Here is a 17,979-nt window from a genome sequence, read left to right on the forward strand (position 1 = left end):
CCATGGTCGTCGGCAGCGTCAGATGTGTATAAGAGACAGGGTGGAGGCGGCGGTGCCGGTGGCGGCGGCGGCAACTCTCCCGCTGCGACCAGTGGTCAAGGTGCATCCAGCAGCCCCGGTGCGGCAAACCCGGGCGCGACGATGAACGATCCGAAGTCGAAGGAAGGCCGTGGTCGCGGCAGCGCCATGAAGCATGAGACGATGCCGAAGGACCACATGAAGAAATAGACCGCAGCCGAACTGATGGTCGTTCGCCCGCACTCCTCAACGACCAATGGGCCGCCGGGCGTGAAATCCCGGCGGCCCATCCCGCTAATGGATCATGAGGGCTGCGGCGATGCCGAACGCTGTGAGCGTTGCAACCGCCAAACTCATCAGGGTTATCGCTACAGGCCTGGGCATGAATATTAAACCCGCTGACACGGTAAAAGGTTGCCGGTTGCCGACATTGCCGCGTTCCGCGAAGACGACAACGCACCCCGTCGCGGCCCCGCGGGCAAGGATCCGGATTCCCGGCGGTCAGTGCACGAAAGCCAGCATCAGCGCAAAGGTGACCAGCGCGTAAGTGCTGGTGACGGTGATGCCCAAGTACAGACGCTCCATTGCGGCCTCCTGACCTCAAGGCGCCGCCCCCGCGCTATCAACCTAGCGCCCGCTCCGGCGCCGAGCAGTTGGAATTCCGGGTCATGGTAGATCTACGGGACCGTCCATCCGGGCTAGCCCCTGTAAGCTGCCGGCGCCAACCCTGTGGGCTTTGCGTCCGACCGAAGAAGTAACCCTCTCTTGCCAGTTGCCGGCCTGTTGGGCTGATCACCGTGCAGAACGTGAAGGTGGAGGACGGCGGCAACGCCTTTGTCGGCAACGTCACGCAGGATGTGAACGTGATCGTTTCGGACCAGAGCCCGGCAGCCGCGGCGCGGGCAATGAGGCCCGCGGGCGCCAGGCGGCGGCATGATGCCGCCGATGTCAGGCGGGACGCACAGGCATGAGCGATCACGTCATGAATACCGGCCCGATGCCGACGAGCCCGCGCTGTGGCGCCAGGACCCGGTGCGGCGGTTCGTGCCGCGCGCCGGCCGTGCACGGCAAGACGCGCTGCCGCATGCACGGCGGCGCCGAGGGATCCGGCGCGCCAAGGGCAAACCGGAACGCGCGCAGCACGGTCTGTTCACTCGGCATGCGATCGAAGAGCGACGGCAGATTCGGGATGTGTTGGGGGAAGTGCAGAGGCTGCTGGAGAGGATGAAGTGATTGGATGCAGTGATGGCGGAATAGTTGTATGTACAAAATTGGAAGGCTATCCAAGCGTGATCCACCCCGCCATTGATAAAATCTATGCCTCGGACGCAACGGAGTCCGTCACGCAACGTGCAGGGCGGCTGGTACAAGGTTCACGACATACTCGATGAGTACATCCAGCGCCGGTCTGTTGTGCTTCAAGAGCCATCGCGTCAGCTGTGCAGAATGCAGTGTTTTTCTATAGATTTCCGTCGCCTCGGAAACATCTGGGAATAGCCTCTCCAGCAGCTTTGCACCATCCACCTTGCAGTACCAACCGTGAGAAAACACCGTCTCGTCCGTTGCTGAAAATTCCTCGTCATTCCCATGCTTCAATAGCCATCCAGAAACTTTCTCTGCGGTTATCGGCATCTCTTTAAAGAATGGCTGCTCATTCAGCAGTGAAGATATGGCAACGCCATCGAGAAGATAGCTTTCATAAGTTCGGCGTGGCAGAAAATGCAGAACATCGCCAAAAGCGGTCTTGAGCACCTTGCTGTCCTCCAATTGAGCGCGCTTATCTCCGTCCAAACTTAGAGCAACAGTTCTGGGGAGAATTGCGTGGGAAGCGCTCAGGCTCCGATAGATATCTGCAATTGCATCGGCTTGATCTCCTTCTAGATCTCCTGTGGCGCGAAGAGCCGCCATCGTCAGATTGGCCGCCGTAGCGACCTCGCCCGCTTCCAAGAGCAAGGGAAAGCATTCTACCTGGTAGGCCCTTCCACCCATACTATAAAATCGGCACCAAACACATCCGACAGCCTCGATCCCAGCGCGTGGAGAATGTCTCTCGTGCTGTTCAAGTCGCTTCCGTTTACCTGTTTAACAGTCGTCGCCTCGTCCTCGAAACCAAGAGCAATCAAACGCGCCGGGTCAACCGCCACGATGACTTCTGGAGAGTGCGTCGAGATGATGTACTGATTTTTCTGATCTTCCCGCAAAATGGTCATGAGCGCTTTGGCAGCGCCCGGATGGAGGAAGCTTGTAGGCTCGTCAATTACAATGACGTTTCCACTTAATTGCGTAACCACATAGAGAATGGAGAGGACCTGCCCAACTCCAGTGCCGCACTGAGACAAAGGGACAGTGAGATCGTCTCTGCCGCTCGTCTCGTCAACCTGCCAAACTCGAACTTCAATTTCGTTGCCACCTGCACCGGTGATACTAATCCACTTGATCAGCGGCAGCACGCGACGAACTTGATCGACGTAGTTACGATAAGCGGTCGGATAAGGTTGTAACGTTGCAAGCACCTCCGCCAAGTTTGACGCATCTTGCGCAAGCTGCCTTCGATCTCCAAAGGGATACCTCGGATTTGGGCTACGTTGCGCATTGAATAAGTAAAGCTTTTGCCTGAGAAGCGGCGCTAAAGTGGTTGCAATATTGTCATTCTCACCTTGCCCAAGGCCATCGACACGGAAGCTGGCATGATCCGCGCCCCTGACAAGACGTATGAAGTGTCCGCTTCCCGCCTCGGAATAGGTGACAGACGGATAGCCAGTCGTTTGCATAGCGTTTAGTTCACCTGAAACGATATGCTGTGCAGAAAATACTATCTCCCTCTGCTCAAAAATCTTCGTTTGGGTTGCGTTTTTAGGATCAGGGAGCTGAGCCCACTCTTTTGGGATTGGCACATCAACATTGCTGTTGAAGCTCAGCAACGTATCCCTTAATTCCTGACCGCTGAAAACGAACTGGAAGTCAAGCGTCGAGTGAGGATTTGGCATATCCTCGCGTCGGAGCTTGGAGCTTCGGTGAGGTATGGGCGACAGCTGAAATGACAATGACTGCAACAGCGCTGTCTTGCCCGTGTTGTTCTGACCCACAATGACATTAACTCGGTTGTCTAAGTCACACGTTCCGCTGTCTGCGAACGACTTATAGTTTCTTAGCCGGAATGCCTTCAGCCACACGCCCCTATCCTCACCCCTAGAGAGCCATTGGTATAGCAATCAAAGCTATGACCAGCCACCCCCAAACAGTGGCTCCGTACCCTAGCGGCTTAGGTACTTCGTCGATGAGGTGAGGCGCTACGTCCATTGCCGGAAACCAACGGCTCGGTTTCCAATGGCGACGCAGCGCTTTGTGGATCGCCTACGCTTCGCTGCCATGACGCCCCATAGCCATACTAGTCGTCCATACTTGCATGCCATCCTGCACTTCCCTCGCAGTGGCCGCAGCCGAATAGATAGCTATCCTCCAGGGGGCCTGTGCTTGCCTCAGTACAAAATCCGCAATGCGAAAGCTCATCTGTAACGTCGAGGCACACCACGCAAAGATTTTTTTTCATCTCGTGACACGACCGTATGCCAACCTTCGCATTCCCCGCAGTTTGCCGGGTAAGGATTGTCGAGATAGTCATCCTTTCTGACGAGGCGCCTGCGCAGTAGCGCACCGCCACCGTTGACCCGGGCTACGCTCGCTGATCCAGATCGCGAACAAAGCGATCGCCGAGCGACAGCAAATCCGCGGGTTGCTGCGTGAGACGCGGAAGCTGCTGGACGGAATGAAGTGAGGGTGTTTGCACACCAGGCTTGTGTGACCTGCGGTGCAATCAATCGACAGGTCCCTCACCTGCATATGCGCGTCTTGATCCCGGCTCAGTTTCATTTTCAGAAACAAATTTCCGGCGGAAATGGCCGCCCGGGTATGCCATCACTGCAAAATTCATTGCTCGATAGACGGCACGACCCAGGGATTAATTTCATGATTGTGCGGGGACTTGTTTTTGTCATCCTCACGCTTTTCCCGGCAGGCGCAATTGCCAGAAGTTGGTTTCTCAATGGCCTCGGGAGCAGCGGCATTTATCACATCTGGGAGTTCGGCGACGATGGCCTGGTGTCGAGCCTGACGCCGGCACTGTCGCCGCCCGATGGCGTTCTTCACCTCGCATGGCCATCCGCGATCGCCCCGGATGCAAATACCCGGCGCCTTTACGCGTCGGCCTATACGACGGGCTGGTTTCAGGTGCGGCTCTGGACGTCGACAAACGAAGGAGCCTGGATCCCGCAAGGAATCGCTTTTCAGTCGGACGCGTCCGAGCCCGGCGGGATCGGCCCCGCGCAGGTGGTGTATGAGCCCGGCGTAGCCGAGCCATACATGATCTATTACCTCGACCGCGCGTCGAACCAGATCAAGCTGGCCACCAGCGTTGACGGCATGACGTTCACGCGCCACGGCGCCGTGATCACGCCCTCGCTGCCCGAGGAAGCGTCCGGGCTCTCGATCAGCTATGCCTGTCGGCGCGCGAACGGTGAATATGTCATCTTTTATCACGGCTACTACAACAACGCGCAGAATGCCGTCGCGCTGGTTGCCACAGCCAACAGCGGGCAAGGCCCGTTCACGAAAAAGACCGTCATTGCGCGACCCGATGGTTTTGCATCGACGCTTTCCGCCAACCGTCTCAATGCAACCGCCACTGCGGACGTTGCGGTGCCGCTGGGGATTCCCCTGCTGGTCGGTGGCGGCACCGCAAGACAGGAGGCCAACGTCGCAATCAAACAGGATGAGACGACGATCTGGTTCGAACGACCATTTGTGTTCGATCACGTTTCGGATCGTCTGGTTTCGGTCTCACGAAACAAGGTGGAGCTGTCGTACGCCCAGGAGCAGCAGGACGGCAGTTGGCGCGGAATCTTCTCGTTCTACAATCCAGACCCCGGGGTCGCTTCAGAATATACGACGGAGGGGAGCGCTCGATCCCTGACGGCGCCATGGTCGTATTCAAGAACGGGCTTTCGTTTCAAGCCATGGTATCGCGGCGGAGAAAATTCAACAGAGAACCCGACGCCGCTTCTCAGCAACGACGCGTGTTCGAGCTAGAATGGCAGGCGCATCGTGACGCCGGCTTTAATGCTCCAGATGCCCCCCGCTTCCGTCGTGACCGTCCACGGTTCGGCTGCGGCTGACGAGGCAGCCGCCGGGCTGACCGAAGACCATCCGCTTCAGCCCGACTATTGGTGGAGCTGTTCCTGGAGCTGTTCCTGGAGGCCGTTGCGCAATCGAGGACGATCTGCCAATTTCAACCTTTAATAGACGAGCGATCCATATCGCGGGCACAGGATGCGACATGTCTGCCAGCGTGAGGCCAAGACCCGGACACGGAGCGCGTGAAGACGTCTGATGCCCGAAACAGGTGAATTTCAAAAATCCGGTTCGACCGACTTGCAGCGCGCCTTCGCGCAGGCTGTCGCGCTGCACCAGCGGGGTCAGTTGGCGGCAGCAGAAAAGATCTATGAAGACATTCTCCGACAGCAGCCAAACAACTTCGATGCGCTGCATCTGCTGGGCCTGATTTCCGCGCAGACCGGCCGTAGCGAGCGCGGCGTCGACCTGATCCGGCGGGCGATCACGCTCAACGGCAACGTCGCGGACGCGCACAGCAACCTGGGCAATGCGCTGCGCGCGTCGCGTCGCTTCGACGAAGCGCTCGCGAGCTTCGACAGGGCGATCGCGCTCAGGCAAGACCTTGCGCCGGCGCTCTACAATCGCGGACTTACGCTCGCGGACCTGGGGCGCCACGAGGAGGCGCTCGCAAGCTACGATCGCGTGATCGCGCTGGCGCCTGACCATGCAGATGCCCATCGAAACAGGGGCGCCGCGCTGAGAAAGCTGCAGCGGCTCGAAGAGGCCCTGGCGAGCCTGGACAGGGCGATTGCGCTCAAGCCCAACGATGCCGGTGCACACAACGATCGCGGCAACGTGCTCAACGACCTCAAAAGGTTCGATGATGCGCTCGCGAGCTACGACCGGGCGCCGGGAATCGCCGGCGCGTGCTACAATCGCGGCAACGTGCTGGTCGAACTGGATCGTCTCGAAGAGGCAGTTGCGAGTTACGACAAGGCGATCGCGCTCCAGCCCGACTATGCCGAGGCCTACAACAACCGCGGCTCGGCGCTGTTCAGGCTCAGGCATCATGACGCGGCGCTCGCCAGCATCGACAAGGCGATCCAACACAAGGGCGACGATGCGGCTGCCCACGCCAACCGCGGCAAGGTTCTATCCATTCTGGCGCGCTACCCCGAGGCACTCGCCGCCTATGACAAGGCCGTCGCGCTCAAACCGGACCAGGCCGATATCGAAGGCTATCGTCTGCACGCCAAATCCCACATTTGCGACTGGGCCGGCTTTGACGCCGGGTGCGACCAACTTATCGAGTTGATCAGGACTCGGAACGCGACGACGCCGCCATTTCTGTTTTGTAGCGTTCCTTCATCGACCGCCGACCAACTGCTATGCGCCACGCGATGGACCGCGAAGAATCATCCGCCGTCTGCAAGCCAGCGCTGGCGGGGCGAGCGCTACCATCACGATCGAATTCGCATCGGCTATTTCTCGTCGGATTTTTGCAACCACGCGACATCGCTCTTGATGGCAGGGATGTTCGAGTGCCACGACCGGTCGAAATTCGAGACGGTGGCAATCTCATGGTCGCCCAACGACCCCTCGGAGATGCGTCGACGGCTGGAGGCGTCGTTCGATCGATTTGTCGAGGTCCGGGACATCAACGACGATGCGGTCGCCGACCTGATCAGACAATTGGAAATCGACATCCTGGTTGATTTGAAAGGCTTTACCGCGGGATCCCGCACCAGAGTCCTTGGCCGCCGGCCTGCACCCATCCAGGTCAATTATCTGGGCTATCCGGGAACACTCGGTGCCCCGTTCATCGACTACATCATCGCCGATCGTACCGTGATCCCGGATCACCATCGCGAATTCTACAGCGAAAAGGTGGTCGCCCTGCCCAACAGCTATCAGGCCAACGACGACAAACGCGTCATTGCCGATCGCGTGTTTACGCGCGGCAACGTGGGCCTGGCACCGACGGGCTTCGTGTTCTGCTGCTTCAACAACAACTACAAGATCACGCCGAAGCTATTCGATCGGTGGATGAGGATTCTCGGCCGCGTCGAGGGCAGCATGTTGTGGCTCCTCGAAGCCAACGCCGACTCTGCCGCAAATTTGCGAAAGGAGGCGGTCGCGCGTGGCGTCGCTGCGGAGCGCCTTGTGTTCGCGCCGCGTATGTCGTTGCCCGACCATCTCGCACGTCATCGCCTCGCCGGCCTGTTCCTCGACAGCACTCCCTACAACGCCCACACGACCGCCAGCGATGCGCTATGGGCCGGCCTGCCGGTGCTGACCATTCTCGGCGACACGTTTGCCAGTCGGGTCGCGGCGAGCTTGCTCCATGCGGTCGGCCTGCCCGAGCTCATTGCGGAATCGCCGGACGCTTATGAGCGCATGGCGGTCGATCTTGCGACCCATCCCGAGAAGCTCGCGGCGCTCAAGACCAAGCTGGCGGCTAACCGGCTAACGGCGCCGTTGTTCGATACCAAGCGTTTCACCCGACATATCGAGGCCGCCTACACCGCGATGTATGAGCGTCACCAGGCGGGCATTGCGCCGGACCATATCGTCGTCCCGGCGTGATCGTTGCTGCCTATCTGCAGTCGCTCATCAGCGTAGTCGAGGTCGAAGACACCGCGATCCGAATCAAGGGGAGCAGGGATGGGTTCGAAAAGCCGGTATTGGCGACGCGAAAGGGCGATTTCGCGTTCGCGGCCAATGCAAGAAGCACAGCGCTCTTGGCATTCTCGGTCGCCATTCCAGCCAGCCGGTTTGAGACTGTTCGTCCAACCGTCGAGGCGGCCCTGGTCGAATGCCGTGAAGAGCTTCTTTCCCGCGTTACTCGATCGCGCGACGAAGGGAGCGTTTACGGTGACAGTGCGCTAGAGCATTTTCGGTTCTGATTGAATCAGAACCGAAGCTCTAGATTCTTGTTTTGACGCGTTTTCTTCACGCGAACCGGTGTCCACTTCGCTCGAAAACGCTCTAAATCGCCGACGAGGTTAAGTGCACGGCCGGCGCAATTGTCCCTGAAGGTGCCCCTATGATCGATTGCCCGACGCATTCTGCTCGTCGGCTTGCGCCCGCCATTGCTTGACGAGATCGCGTCTGCGACCGGGATAGCGCTCCTTCAATGGCTTGATGCGCGCGATCCGGTCTGCGCGGAAGGTGCGGAAATCCTTTCGCAGCTCACACCAGCCCGCGATGATCCGCCGGGCCTCGAAAAAGCCGAGCATGATTGGCCAGATGACGCGCGCAGTCTCCGCTCCCTTCGGGTCGCGATAGACGATGCGGAGCTTATGCTGCTCGCGCATCGCCTGGCGGAGCATCTGAAGATCCACGGACGCAGTCCTGGGCGCCCTGCGGCTGACGTGAAAGCTCCTATCGTCCACCCTGTCGCGCAGTTCGGCAGGAAGTACCGCGCTGATCTTGGAAATCGCATTGTGTGCTGCGAATGCCAACCCCTCGTCCGTTTGCCGTTGCACCCATTGTACGCAAAGTGCAACCGCCTGAATCTCTTCTTCGGAGAACATCAGCGGAGGCAGGAGAAAGCCGGGGCGCAAGACGTATCCGACGCCCGGCTCTCCTTCGATCTCCGCCCCCAGCGCCTGCAAGGCGGCAATGTCGCGATAGATCGTCCGCAACGAAACACCGGCCTCGTGCGCAAGGTCCATACCCGATACCGGACGCGAATGACGCCGGAGCACCTGCATGAGATCGAAGAGCCGTTCACTTTTGGACATGGAAGCAGTCTAGCACGCTCATGCCAGGAATTGGCAGTAGCCTGTCAGCCGACCGCGACGAGCCCTTTCCCGCCGATCTTCCGGCCTTTTTCGAGGGTCGTAATCAACTTGATCGCACCGCCGAGCGGCACGGTTTCAGCAATCGGCAGCCTTAGCTTCCCTTCTCCGGCTGCATCGGCAATGCCATCGAGAATGTCCGCGCGTGGCGTACACACGATAGGCTTCAGTCGCCGGTCAAAGGCCGATCGGAGAAACTTCATCGGGGTCGGGTCGATGTCCGCGAATACGCCGTTCCTGCCCGCGAGGCGCAGACCGACCGCTGTCGGCATGATGGCAGCGGTGTCATAGACGACATCGAACCGATCACGGAGCGTCGACAGTTCAGTCTTGCGATAATCAAACACCTTCTGCAGGCCGAGATCACGAGCCCTTTGCATGGCTCCTGCGCTGCAGCTGCCTGCAACAGTAGCGCCAAGCATCCTTGCAATCTGCACCGCGGCCTCGCCAACCGCGCCGGTACAGCCATTGATGAACACCGACTGGCCGCGCTTGAGGCCCGCCTTGTCTATCAGACCATTCCAGGCCGTGACGCCCGGCGTCCCGAGGCAAGCCGCGTCCGCGAAGGACACGGATTCGGGTTTCTTCGCGAGAAAGCTCTCGCTGGTGACGACCCCTTCGCCAAGCGCGCCACTCTCCTTGAGCCGCGCGAGACCAAAAACGGCATCACCCGGTCTGAAGCGGGTCACCCCGCTACCAACCGAAACCACGATCCCGGAGAAGTCACTGCCCATGGCGCGTGGAAAGACCTTGCCCGTTATCATCTTCAGATCGCCGTTGCGTACCTTCCAATCGATGGGATTGATTGCGGCGAAGTTGACCTTCACCGCGACCTCGCCCCTACCCGGGGATTGGGGCGCGACATCCTCGAGCTTCATGGTCTCGGGGCCGGCCATATGCGTAGTATTGAATGCGTCTCACGATACGCTCCGTCGACAAGGTCAGTGGGGCTGGACCGTCGCCGCGTAAGCAGCGAACGGTGCCGCATCATAAATCACGCGCGTGGAAGCGATCTTGCCGTTCTCGACCGTGAGGTGCTCGGCCACGATGGCATTCGCCACGGGATGCGTATCCGCGTCATAAACGATCACAGCCTCCGCATCGTCGCCGAAAGCGGCGAGAAGCGTCAGCTTCTTGATCATTCGCGAAAACCCTTCATGAAAGCCGCGAAACGCCGCGCTCCCGTTGAGTTCTCCGCGCGGCGAGTTGCAAACGATGTCGTCGGCGGAGATGGAGACGATCTTGTCCGCATCCCTGCTGGCCATTGCATCGAAGTAGGTGTGGGCTACAGCCAGCGCCTTGCCGTTACGTTCAGTCATCACGTATTCCTTTCGCTGAGGTGATGGACTGAAGCTAACGCGTACCACTGACAGATTTTGTCAGCATGATATAAAACCATGAAATCGCTTATTTTTGTGCCCAATTGCCAATAAATTACGATCATCATATATAAAAGGAGGACCGGCCACGCCGGCAAGAGCGACAGGAGAACCATGCGTCGAATTGTTGTGACGGGCCTCGGGACAGTGTCCCCGCTGGGCTGTGGTAGCGAACTGGTGTGGTCGAGGCTGCTTGCGGGGCATTCCGGGCTCACGGCATTGCCGGAGTGGGCGGCCGCGCTACCGGCGCGCGTCGCAGGACAGGTTCCTGACAAGAGCGACGATGCCGAGGGCGGCTTCGATCCCGATTCCGCAGCCCCGCGCAAGGACCAGAAGAAGATGGATCGGTTCATCCTGTTCGCGCTGCTCGCAGCAGCCGAGGCCGTGGCGCAGGCCGGCTGGATGCCGACCGAGGCACTTGCGCAGGAGCGAACCGCCACCGTGATCGCATCCGGGATCGGCGGATTTCCGGCGATCGCAGACGCCGTGCGCACGGCGGAAAAGAGCGGCCTGCGCCGGCTGTCGCCGTTCACCATTCCCTCCTTCCTGGCAAATCTCGCCGCCGGGCACATCACGATCCGGTACGGCTACAAGGGTCCGATCGGCGCGCCGGTGACCGCTTGCGCGGCGAGCGTGCAAGCGATCGGCGACGGCGCGCGCCTGATCAGGGCCGGCGAAGCCGACATTGCGGTCTGCGGCGGCGCGGAGGCCTGCGTCGATCCCGTGAGCCTTGGCGGCTTTGCGGCCGCGCGGGCGCTGTCGACGTCGTTCAACGACACGCCGGCGCGCGCGTCGCGGCCGTTCGACCGCGACCGGGACGGCTTCGTCATGGGCGAAGGCGCGGGCGTGCTCGTCATCGAGGAGCTCGAACACGCGCTTCGGCGCGGCGCGAAGCCGATCGCCGAGCTCATCGGCTACGGCACGACGGCGGACGCCTATCACATCACCGCAGGCCCGGAGGATGGCGACGGCGCCCGGCGCGCGATGGAGGCGGCGCTCCGGCAGGCCGGGTTGCGGCCCGACGAAGTCCAGCATCTCAACGCGCATTCGACATCGACCCCGGTCGGCGATCTCTCCGAGCTCGAGGCCATCAAGCGTGTGTTCGGGCGCGAGGGAAAAGTTGCCGTCAGCGCGACCAAATCGGCGACGGGACATCTGCTCGGCGCCGCCGGCGGCATCGAGGCGATCTTCACCATCCTGGCGCTGCGCGACCAGGTCGCGCCGCCCACGCTCAATCTGGAGAACGCCGATTCCGCAGCACAGGGCATCGACCTGGTCGCGAACGTCGCACGGCCGATGGCGATCGAACACGCGATCTCGAACGGCTTCGGATTTGGCGGCGTCAACGCCAGCCTGGTGTTTCGTCGGTGGTCTTGAGGCGGTCGGGCCTTGCTCGCAATGGAAAGATGCCGCGCGTGTCGCGTCATCTACGGATGAAGAGCGGAGCTAGCGATCGATTCAAATTGCCTAACCGCCCGCCGCTGCGCTGCGCACGCCAATCCGCTCCCCGTCCTGCTTGCGGACGTAGAGATGACGTTCCAGCACGGATTGCATGTTCTCGAACATCGAATAGAGATCGTCGCAATAGACCGACGGATTGTCGAAACCGTTCTTCCTTGAGAAGCGGTGCGGAAGATAACCTCCGCCGCAGGCGCTCATGAACTTGCACTGCCGACATTTCTCGCAAAGATTGACTGACGCATCGCGTGCGGCTTTCCAGCGAGGCTCGTTCCTGACGTCGTCGATCGCGTGATCGAAGATGTTGAACCTCGTGTTGGTGAAGCCGTCACCCGCAATCCGCAGCACGTCGTGGGCCTCCACCGTGCCGTCAGTCATGACCGTGCAAAGCTCGACCGGCTTGTGGCCCACGCCTTCAGTCGGCGCATTGTTGCCGATCAGGGCAGCGACCATGTCGGAAATGATGCGAACATTCGATGTCGGCGTCGTGCGATTGGCTTCCAGCCACAAGTCGAAAAGACCGTTATAGAACGGGGCAATGGACGACGGCTGCTCATCCACCGTCGCGTCGGGAATCATGATGTCGTAGTTGGCGATGCCGCACGCCGCGAAAAAATCCGCATACTCCTGCGGCGCGTGAGCCGGGTTGCAAACCGCGAGGGCGATCACGCCGATGTCGCGCGAGACCAGCATGCGGGCGGCACGTTCCACAGCGGCATGGGTGCCGGTACCTTGAAACGTCTTGCGGTGAGCGTCGTGAATATGTGCCGGCCCATCGATACTGATCGCCACCGAAATATTGCGGGCCTCGAAACAGTCGAGCCATTCATCGTCAACCAGGACGCCATTGGTGGTCACCGCAATGGGGATCTCACAGCCAGTCCTAGATGAAACGCCCTCGCAGGCCTCCGCAAAACGGTGAAAATTATCGACGCCCCAAAGCAGCGGCTCACCGCCGTGCAGGATCACGGGAAAGTCGACGAGGGAGTATCTGGCGACGTGTTGCTCGAGGCGCAGCAACAGCTGCTGCAGCACCTCCGCACTCATCAGCTTGGGCTTGTCATAGACGGCCGCATCGCGAAACCAGTAGCAATAGGAGCAATCGATGTTGCACCTCGCCGCTACCTTGACCAGCAACTGCGTGATCGGCTGCTCCTGGAACGCGACGGAATTTGAAGCGTCAACCGACATGCGGATACCAGCAAGCTGCGATCGGCCTAGATCATGATGCGTTTCCGCGGAATCGCATCATCATGATCTCATCTCTTTGTTTGAGCATGATCTTTTCGGAAAACCGGTTTCCACTTTTCCGGATCATGCTCTAGTAGCCCCTGACGAAGCCACCTCGTCGGAACGCGCCTGCTCCGGGATAATATCCGCCGGCCCTGCGAAATGCGCCGGCGCCCGGATAGTAGCCGCCGCCCCTGCGAAAGCCGCCCGCATAGGGCCCCCTGGCAAAGGCCCCGCGCCTGAAATAGACCTGAGTTGCCTGGGGCTGGTCGGAAATCACCCCCAGCTGGAAGCTCTGTACGTCTTGAGGGCTCTGTTCTTGAAAGCTCTGTTCTTGAGGGCTCTGTTCCTGAGCGCTCTGTTCCCGAAGGCCCTGCTCGCGCATACCACTCAGCAATGCGTCGATACCCTGATGATCGCTTTCGATTGTCGCACCCGGCCCGTGCAGTTGCAGCAGGCTCGCCAAGACCGTCAGCGTAATCGCCATCGTCGAGCTCCTTTTCGCGATACCACAATCGAACGAAATGTCGGCGCGTGCCTTACGCCGGTCGAGCAACTGAAAGTATAGCAGCGGATTTGCAGCGGAGTCTAGGTATCGCGTCTGCGCTGATCGGTTCGCACGGGGTGAACGAGCAAGGCACGCTCTCGCGCGCGCCGGCTTTCGCGCATCGGGCTCGATCCTGATCGACCTAGCGGTCCTCGCGCGATCCCGTTCCGAAAGACCTGCTTCCGAAAGACCTGCGCAATCGCTCATGCGTTTGATCGCGGCCAACGGCGCCGCAATCTGAAGCGGGAGCCGTAGGCATGCGCTCGCAATGGCCGCTTTTGCAGGCCGAAGCGGGTCAGTCCGGGTTTGCGGATGAGGGCTCAAATGGCGCTCCCTAGGGATGGGGCAGAAATGAGTGATTTCAGTGGGTTAAAGAAAAGTTTGGGCAGCAACTGCCTTATTGCTTTTCAAAGCGCTTCAGAACGGCTGCCCAAACGTACCCTATAGGCGATGAAAGCCGCGCCTCGCCGCCAATGCCGCAAACTCAACGCGACGGCAGTTGAGCACCTCGCCGCGCCTCATGGCGTCCAGGCGCCGTCGTTACGACTGCAAATCACTTCAAGCGGAAAACTTCACTCATCCAATTTCTTGCTCAGTTCAGCATCGAGCTTGTTCCGGTCGACAGACTGAAAGAACGTGATGGGTCTGCATTTTCCTTCGAAATCCGCGAGGACGACGGCTGTCCACGGACTCGTGGTCTCGCCCGAACCGTCGCGGGTGTCCGGCATGACCTTGCGAGCAGCGATCACATACCAAGCGCGACCAGCCGTTGCCGCCTTCGCAGCCGCAGCGAACTCATCCAATATTCCACGCAGATTTTTGCGCATTTCTTCTTCAGTGTCACCGCGGAGGTATTTTCGAGCCGACTTTCCCGCCTCCCCGTACTCATGATGAATGTTCAACTGCAGTCGGGCATCGTCCACTTCGATCTTGGTCACCCGTGCCACCGCTCCGCCTTCGCGAAGATAGTCTCGCACCCGGACGTCGCAGGCAAAAAATCTGTCCGTGGGAGCGGCGCTGGCAGCAGGGGAGACCGCGGCAAGAGCCCGGGTGCTCCTTTTTCTAGAAGCAGCATCCGCAGGCATCGCGGCGATGGCGGCGCTGATGAGCGCCACGGCAAGCACGACTGGAAGAGGGGCATTCATGGGTGCGCTGCCAATACGGACTTTTTAAAACGCGCTGGCCGCAGCGTTGGTTCCGCGGCGCGGCCGGTCGGAGCAGTGCTGAGGGCCCGGAGAAGCGGGCGGCGGCGCCTCGGGAACTTTTTCCTCAATACAGGCTTATTCAATATTGTTCGGGACCTTACGGGGGCGGCTTTTCGACCGTCGGCAGGTCATGGACTCGATTCTCATCAAGATCTTCGCCACGGCGCTTGCCTTCAGCCAGGTCACTACCCGGCCGGATGGGGTCAAGACGGAGTTCGATGCGGTGCGCGACCGCGTCGAGGTGGCGCAGCTTTTGAGTGCCGGCTGCGTCCACATGCGCAAGGCTTTCGACATCGAGGACATCAACCTGGACGATCTGATTGCCACTGCCATGGATGACAAGGAGGCGTTGAGCAGCGAGATCAGGGCACTCAAAGGACTGAATCTGGCCGACCTCCACGTTGCCTACAGGCAGTTCTGCAAGGTCGAAAAAGTTGAAGGCTCTCCGGTCGATCTCGGTCAGGTCATCGCTTTCTACAACAGCGCGGTCAAGGATCTGCCCGACGCCGTGCAGCTTAAAGACCTCAGGCTTCCTGTCACCAGCGTCATCCTCGACAACAACAGCCAGCGCCTTGCCGAGATTTACGCGCCGAACAATCGCCGCATCTGGGCCAAGCTTGCGGATATCCCAGAAGCGGTGCGCAACGCTTTCATCGCCGCCGAGGACAAGCGCTTCTTCCAACACACCGGCATTGACGAGCGCGGACTGGTCCGCGCCTTCATCGGCAACTTCACGCAGCCGGGCCGGCCGCAGGGCGGCTCGACCATTACGCAGCAGGTCGCGAAGAACCTGCTGGTGGGCAACGACATCACCTACGAAAGAAAACTGCGCGAAATGATCGTCGCCTCGCGGATCGAGCGCGCCCTGACCAAGGCAGAGATCCTCGAGCTCTATCTCAACTCGATTTATCTCGGTCGCGGAGCCTGGGGCATCGAGATGGCGGCGCGCAGCTATTTCGGCAAACCAGCCAAGGCGCTCTCCGCAGTCGAGGGCGCCCTGCTCGCCGGGCTCGCCAAGGGACCGAATTACTTCAATCCCGACCACCACCCTGAGCGCGCGCGCGAGCGCCTTGCCTATGTGCTGAGCCGCATGCAGGACGACGCCATGATCGACGCCGCCGCGGCGCAAGTAGTATTGCCGCAGTTCGTGGAGTACCGGCCGACGCGACGGGACTTCGGCTTTCACTTCGTCGATCACATCGGCCGCGAGGCAAAGATGGTCGCGGGCCTCGATACTCTCACCAATTCCTCCTACACGGTGCGCTCGACCGTCAACTCGGCCTTGCAGCGCGTAGTCGAAGCGACATTGCAGGAGGGCCTCGCGCGGTACGAGCTGAACACCGGTCGTTACAAATTTGAGGGACCCGAGGCGAATATTTCCGATGCTGTCCGTCTGATTGCGGCAGACCCGAGGGCCACCGAACCGGCTTGGCGCGTGGCGTTGAAGACGACGCGGCTACCTCTCTATGACGTTCACTGGGAAGCGGCGGTCATCCTGGAGAATACGCGTGGCAAGCGCGGCCATGCGATCAACGTCGGTCTGACTGACGGAAGCATCCTGCCGCTGAACACCTGGAGCGACGCGATCCGGCGCGGTCTCAAGCCGTACGACGTGGTCTACGTACAGGTGCGCGAAGCCAAGGGTAAGCAAGCGGCGCTTGCCGATCTGCGCATTCGACCGACCGTGCAAGGAGCGGCGCTCGTACTCGGGAACGAAAGCGGCCGCATTCTCGCGATGGCGGGCGGCTTTTCGTATCCGGCAAGCCAGCTCAACCGCGTCGTCCAGAGCCTGCGGCAGCCCGGCTCCACCTTGAAGCCGCTGACCTACCTCGCCGCCCTTCGCAAGGGATTGCAGCCCAACACGCTGGTGATGGACGAACCCATTACGCTGGCGCCGATCGGGGCGACGGTTCACGCGCGCCAGCGCGATTTCTGGTCGCCGAAGAACTACGACGGCGGCGCTATGGGCCCCATTACACTGCGGCATGCGCTGGAAAACTCTCGGAATCTTGCCACCGTGCAACTGCTCGCGACCGGTCTCGACGACAGCGCCGAGCGAGGCCTCGACCGGGTCTGTGATGTCGCGATGGAAGCGCAACTCTACAAAGAATGCACGCGCCACTATCCGTTCGTGCTCGGTGCCCAAGCAGTGCGGCTCATCGATCTTGCGGCGTTCTATGCAGCGATCGCCAACGAAGGCGCACGACCCCAGCCCCATGCGATCGAAACGATCGAACAGGACGGTCGCCCAGTCTACCAGCACGATCCGCATGCGGTCTCCTGGATCGGCCCCGCCGACCGCGCATCGTTTTACCAGCTGAAGTCAATGCTACAGGGTGTGCTCGCGCGCGGAACCGCGCGCGTGGTAAAACATCTCTCGCCCTATGTCGGCGGCAAGACTGGTACCACTGATAATTCGGCAGATGCCTGGTTCGTCGGTTTCACAAATGACGTCACCATCGCCATCTGGGTCGGCTACGACAACGGCGACGGCGGGCGCCGCACGCTTGGGCCCGGCCAGACCGGAGCGAAAGTAGCGCTGCCGATGTTCGAGCCGATCGTGCAGGCAGCCTGGGAGCTGCACGCTCCGAGGACGGTGTTGAACGGCCCTTCGCGCGAAGCCATGCATCAGCTCGTTGCTCTGTCGATCGATCCTTATACGGGCGATCCGGCATCGGCCGGCTCCGGGCGCGCTTTCACCGAGTACTTGAAGAGGGATCCATCGGGCAGAATCAATGATTCGCGATTTCGGATTGTCTCGCGTGCAGAACGCTACGCCTATCGTGGCGGTCAGGACGAAAACGACGGGCCATTCCAGCAGTGGTCCCACGATAACCGCCTTTACGGCGATAACCGGCCGCCATTTCCATTCCCGACCTGGCGTCTTGGTCCGCGCGAATATCCCTCCTCGCGCGGATATCCCGATGACGAGGACCGCCTCCCGCGACCGCCGCTTCGAGTCGATCCCGATTATTTCTGGCGGCGGCTGAATTGAGCATTGACGCCATGAGACTCTACCGTGCCGCTGCCCTCATCGCCGCCTGCGTGGCCGCCTGCACGGGCGCGGAAGCGCAGGAATTCCAGTTGGAGGACGTGCCCGGAGCCGCCAGCGTTCCGATCACGCAGATCAAACCGCTCACGGTCATCTTCGCCGACCAACGCAACGACAAGCTCGCCGATTCCTCGACCGGGCTCATTCCTTTCGACGATTGGGCCCGCTCACGTCCGGT

The 17,979-nt window shown here is 60.5% G+C and carries 14 protein-coding genes and 3 pseudogenes; 9 read left to right on the forward strand and 8 right to left on the reverse strand.

Annotated features, from left to right (window positions below; translation table 11 throughout):
* The 3 genes and pseudogenes from PMN64_RS35300 to PMN64_RS35310 all read left to right on the forward strand — a co-directional run.
* Nucleotides 1-228, forward strand: a pseudogene (locus PMN64_RS35300) (hypothetical protein); the annotation flags it as partial.
* A gap of 587 nt (nucleotides 229-815) precedes the next feature.
* Nucleotides 816-989, forward strand: coding sequence for a hypothetical protein (locus tag PMN64_RS35305; protein ID WP_411784051.1), 174 nt, complete (start codon nucleotides 816-818; stop codon nucleotides 987-989).
* A 26-nt stretch (nucleotides 990-1,015) separates the two neighbouring features.
* A complete protein-coding gene (locus PMN64_RS35310) occupies nucleotides 1,016-1,246 on the forward strand; it encodes an HGGxSTG domain-containing protein (RefSeq protein WP_411784063.1) in 231 nt (76 codons plus the stop codon).
* A gap of 113 nt (nucleotides 1,247-1,359) precedes the next feature.
* On the opposite strand, the gene PMN64_RS35315 is transcribed toward PMN64_RS35310, so the two are convergent.
* Together PMN64_RS35315 and PMN64_RS35320 are read right to left on the reverse strand one after the other, a co-directional pair.
* On the reverse strand, nucleotides 1,360-1,971 hold the full coding sequence (locus PMN64_RS35315) for a hypothetical protein (protein ID WP_411784052.1): 612 nt from the start codon (nucleotides 1,969-1,971) through the stop codon (nucleotides 1,360-1,362).
* Between the two features lie 11 nt (nucleotides 1,972-1,982).
* The gene (locus PMN64_RS35320; RefSeq protein WP_411784053.1) at nucleotides 1,983-3,191 is read right to left on the reverse strand and encodes an AAA family ATPase; all 1,209 of its coding nucleotides are present in this window, start codon (nucleotides 3,189-3,191) and stop codon (nucleotides 1,983-1,985) included.
* Between the two features lie 793 nt (nucleotides 3,192-3,984).
* Here PMN64_RS35320 and PMN64_RS35325 point away from each other — a divergent pair.
* From PMN64_RS35325 to PMN64_RS35335, 3 genes are all read left to right on the forward strand, one after another.
* On the forward strand, nucleotides 3,985-5,103 hold the full coding sequence (locus tag PMN64_RS35325; RefSeq protein WP_411784054.1) for a hypothetical protein: 1,119 nt from the start codon (nucleotides 3,985-3,987) through the stop codon (nucleotides 5,101-5,103).
* A 342-nt stretch (nucleotides 5,104-5,445) separates the two neighbouring features.
* Entirely contained in the window at nucleotides 5,446-7,713 is a 2,268-nt protein-coding gene (locus PMN64_RS35330) for a tetratricopeptide repeat protein (RefSeq protein WP_411784055.1), read from the forward strand.
* A complete protein-coding gene (locus tag PMN64_RS35335; protein ID WP_411784056.1) occupies nucleotides 7,710-8,033 on the forward strand; it encodes a hypothetical protein in 324 nt (107 codons plus the stop codon). The genes PMN64_RS35330 and PMN64_RS35335 overlap by 4 nt, the downstream gene beginning before the upstream one ends.
* 138 nt (nucleotides 8,034-8,171) lie before the next feature.
* On the opposite strand, the gene PMN64_RS35340 is transcribed toward PMN64_RS35335, so the two are convergent.
* The 3 genes and pseudogenes from PMN64_RS35340 to PMN64_RS35350 form a co-directional block, all read right to left on the reverse strand.
* Nucleotides 8,172-8,873, reverse strand: coding sequence for a helix-turn-helix transcriptional regulator (locus tag PMN64_RS35340; protein ID WP_411784057.1), 702 nt, complete (start codon nucleotides 8,871-8,873; stop codon nucleotides 8,172-8,174).
* Nucleotides 8,874-8,917: 44 nt separating this feature from the next.
* Nucleotides 8,918-9,851 (reverse strand): annotated as a pseudogene (locus tag PMN64_RS35345) (NAD(P)-dependent alcohol dehydrogenase).
* 20 nt (nucleotides 9,852-9,871) lie between these two features.
* Entirely contained in the window at nucleotides 9,872-10,249 is a 378-nt protein-coding gene (locus PMN64_RS35350) for a nuclear transport factor 2 family protein (RefSeq protein ID WP_411784058.1), read from the reverse strand.
* A 174-nt stretch (nucleotides 10,250-10,423) separates the two neighbouring features.
* Between PMN64_RS35350 and fabF the strand changes: the two genes are divergently transcribed.
* Nucleotides 10,424-11,686, forward strand: coding sequence for a beta-ketoacyl-ACP synthase II (fabF, locus tag PMN64_RS35355; protein ID WP_411784059.1), 1,263 nt, complete (start codon nucleotides 10,424-10,426; stop codon nucleotides 11,684-11,686).
* A gap of 90 nt (nucleotides 11,687-11,776) precedes the next feature.
* On the opposite strand, the gene PMN64_RS35360 is transcribed toward fabF, so the two are convergent.
* From PMN64_RS35360 to PMN64_RS35370, 3 genes are all read right to left on the reverse strand, one after another.
* On the reverse strand, nucleotides 11,777-12,958 hold the full coding sequence (locus PMN64_RS35360) for a radical SAM protein (RefSeq protein ID WP_411784060.1): 1,182 nt from the start codon (nucleotides 12,956-12,958) through the stop codon (nucleotides 11,777-11,779).
* A 130-nt stretch (nucleotides 12,959-13,088) separates the two neighbouring features.
* The gene (locus PMN64_RS35365) at nucleotides 13,089-13,484 is read right to left on the reverse strand and encodes a hypothetical protein (RefSeq protein ID WP_411784061.1); all 396 of its coding nucleotides are present in this window, start codon (nucleotides 13,482-13,484) and stop codon (nucleotides 13,089-13,091) included.
* Between the two features lie 632 nt (nucleotides 13,485-14,116).
* Nucleotides 14,117-14,689, reverse strand: a complete 573-nt coding sequence (locus tag PMN64_RS35370; RefSeq protein ID WP_028343337.1) for a hypothetical protein — start codon at nucleotides 14,687-14,689, stop codon at nucleotides 14,117-14,119.
* A 190-nt stretch (nucleotides 14,690-14,879) separates the two neighbouring features.
* Between PMN64_RS35370 and PMN64_RS35375 the strand changes: the two genes are divergently transcribed.
* Nucleotides 14,880-17,744, forward strand: coding sequence for a penicillin-binding protein 1A (locus PMN64_RS35375; protein WP_411784062.1), 2,865 nt, complete (start codon nucleotides 14,880-14,882; stop codon nucleotides 17,742-17,744).
* A gap of 11 nt (nucleotides 17,745-17,755) precedes the next feature.
* Nucleotides 17,756-17,979: pseudogene (locus PMN64_RS35380) on the forward strand (hypothetical protein); the annotation flags it as partial.

Origin of the sequence: Bradyrhizobium sp. UFLA01-814 (assembly GCF_046718885.1) — a bacterium.
GTDB lineage: Bacteria > Pseudomonadota > Alphaproteobacteria > Rhizobiales > Xanthobacteraceae > Bradyrhizobium > Bradyrhizobium elkanii.

What these genes read in the sequence shown, in the direction of transcription:
- PMN64_RS35365 (WP_411784061.1), bottom strand. Translation starts at nt 13,484, where the DNA reads ATGGCGATTACGCTGACGGTCTTGGCGAGCCTGCTGCAACTGCACGGG.
- PMN64_RS35310 (WP_411784063.1), top strand. Translation starts at nt 1,016, where the DNA reads ATGCCGACGAGCCCGCGCTGTGGCGCCAGGACCCGGTGCGGCGGTTCG.
- PMN64_RS35340 (WP_411784057.1), bottom strand. Translation starts at nt 8,873, where the DNA reads ATGTCCAAAAGTGAACGGCTCTTCGATCTCATGCAGGTGCTCCGGCGT.
- PMN64_RS35375 (WP_411784062.1), top strand. Translation starts at nt 14,880, where the DNA reads ATGGACTCGATTCTCATCAAGATCTTCGCCACGGCGCTTGCCTTCAGC.
- PMN64_RS35360 (WP_411784060.1), bottom strand. Translation starts at nt 12,958, where the DNA reads ATGTCGGTTGACGCTTCAAATTCCGTCGCGTTCCAGGAGCAGCCGATC.
- PMN64_RS35325 (WP_411784054.1), top strand. Translation starts at nt 3,985, where the DNA reads ATGATTGTGCGGGGACTTGTTTTTGTCATCCTCACGCTTTTCCCGGCA.
- fabF (WP_411784059.1), top strand. Translation starts at nt 10,424, where the DNA reads ATGCGTCGAATTGTTGTGACGGGCCTCGGGACAGTGTCCCCGCTGGGC.
- PMN64_RS35370 (WP_028343337.1), bottom strand. Translation starts at nt 14,689, where the DNA reads ATGAATGCCCCTCTTCCAGTCGTGCTTGCCGTGGCGCTCATCAGCGCC.
- PMN64_RS35350 (WP_411784058.1), bottom strand. Translation starts at nt 10,249, where the DNA reads ATGACTGAACGTAACGGCAAGGCGCTGGCTGTAGCCCACACCTACTTC.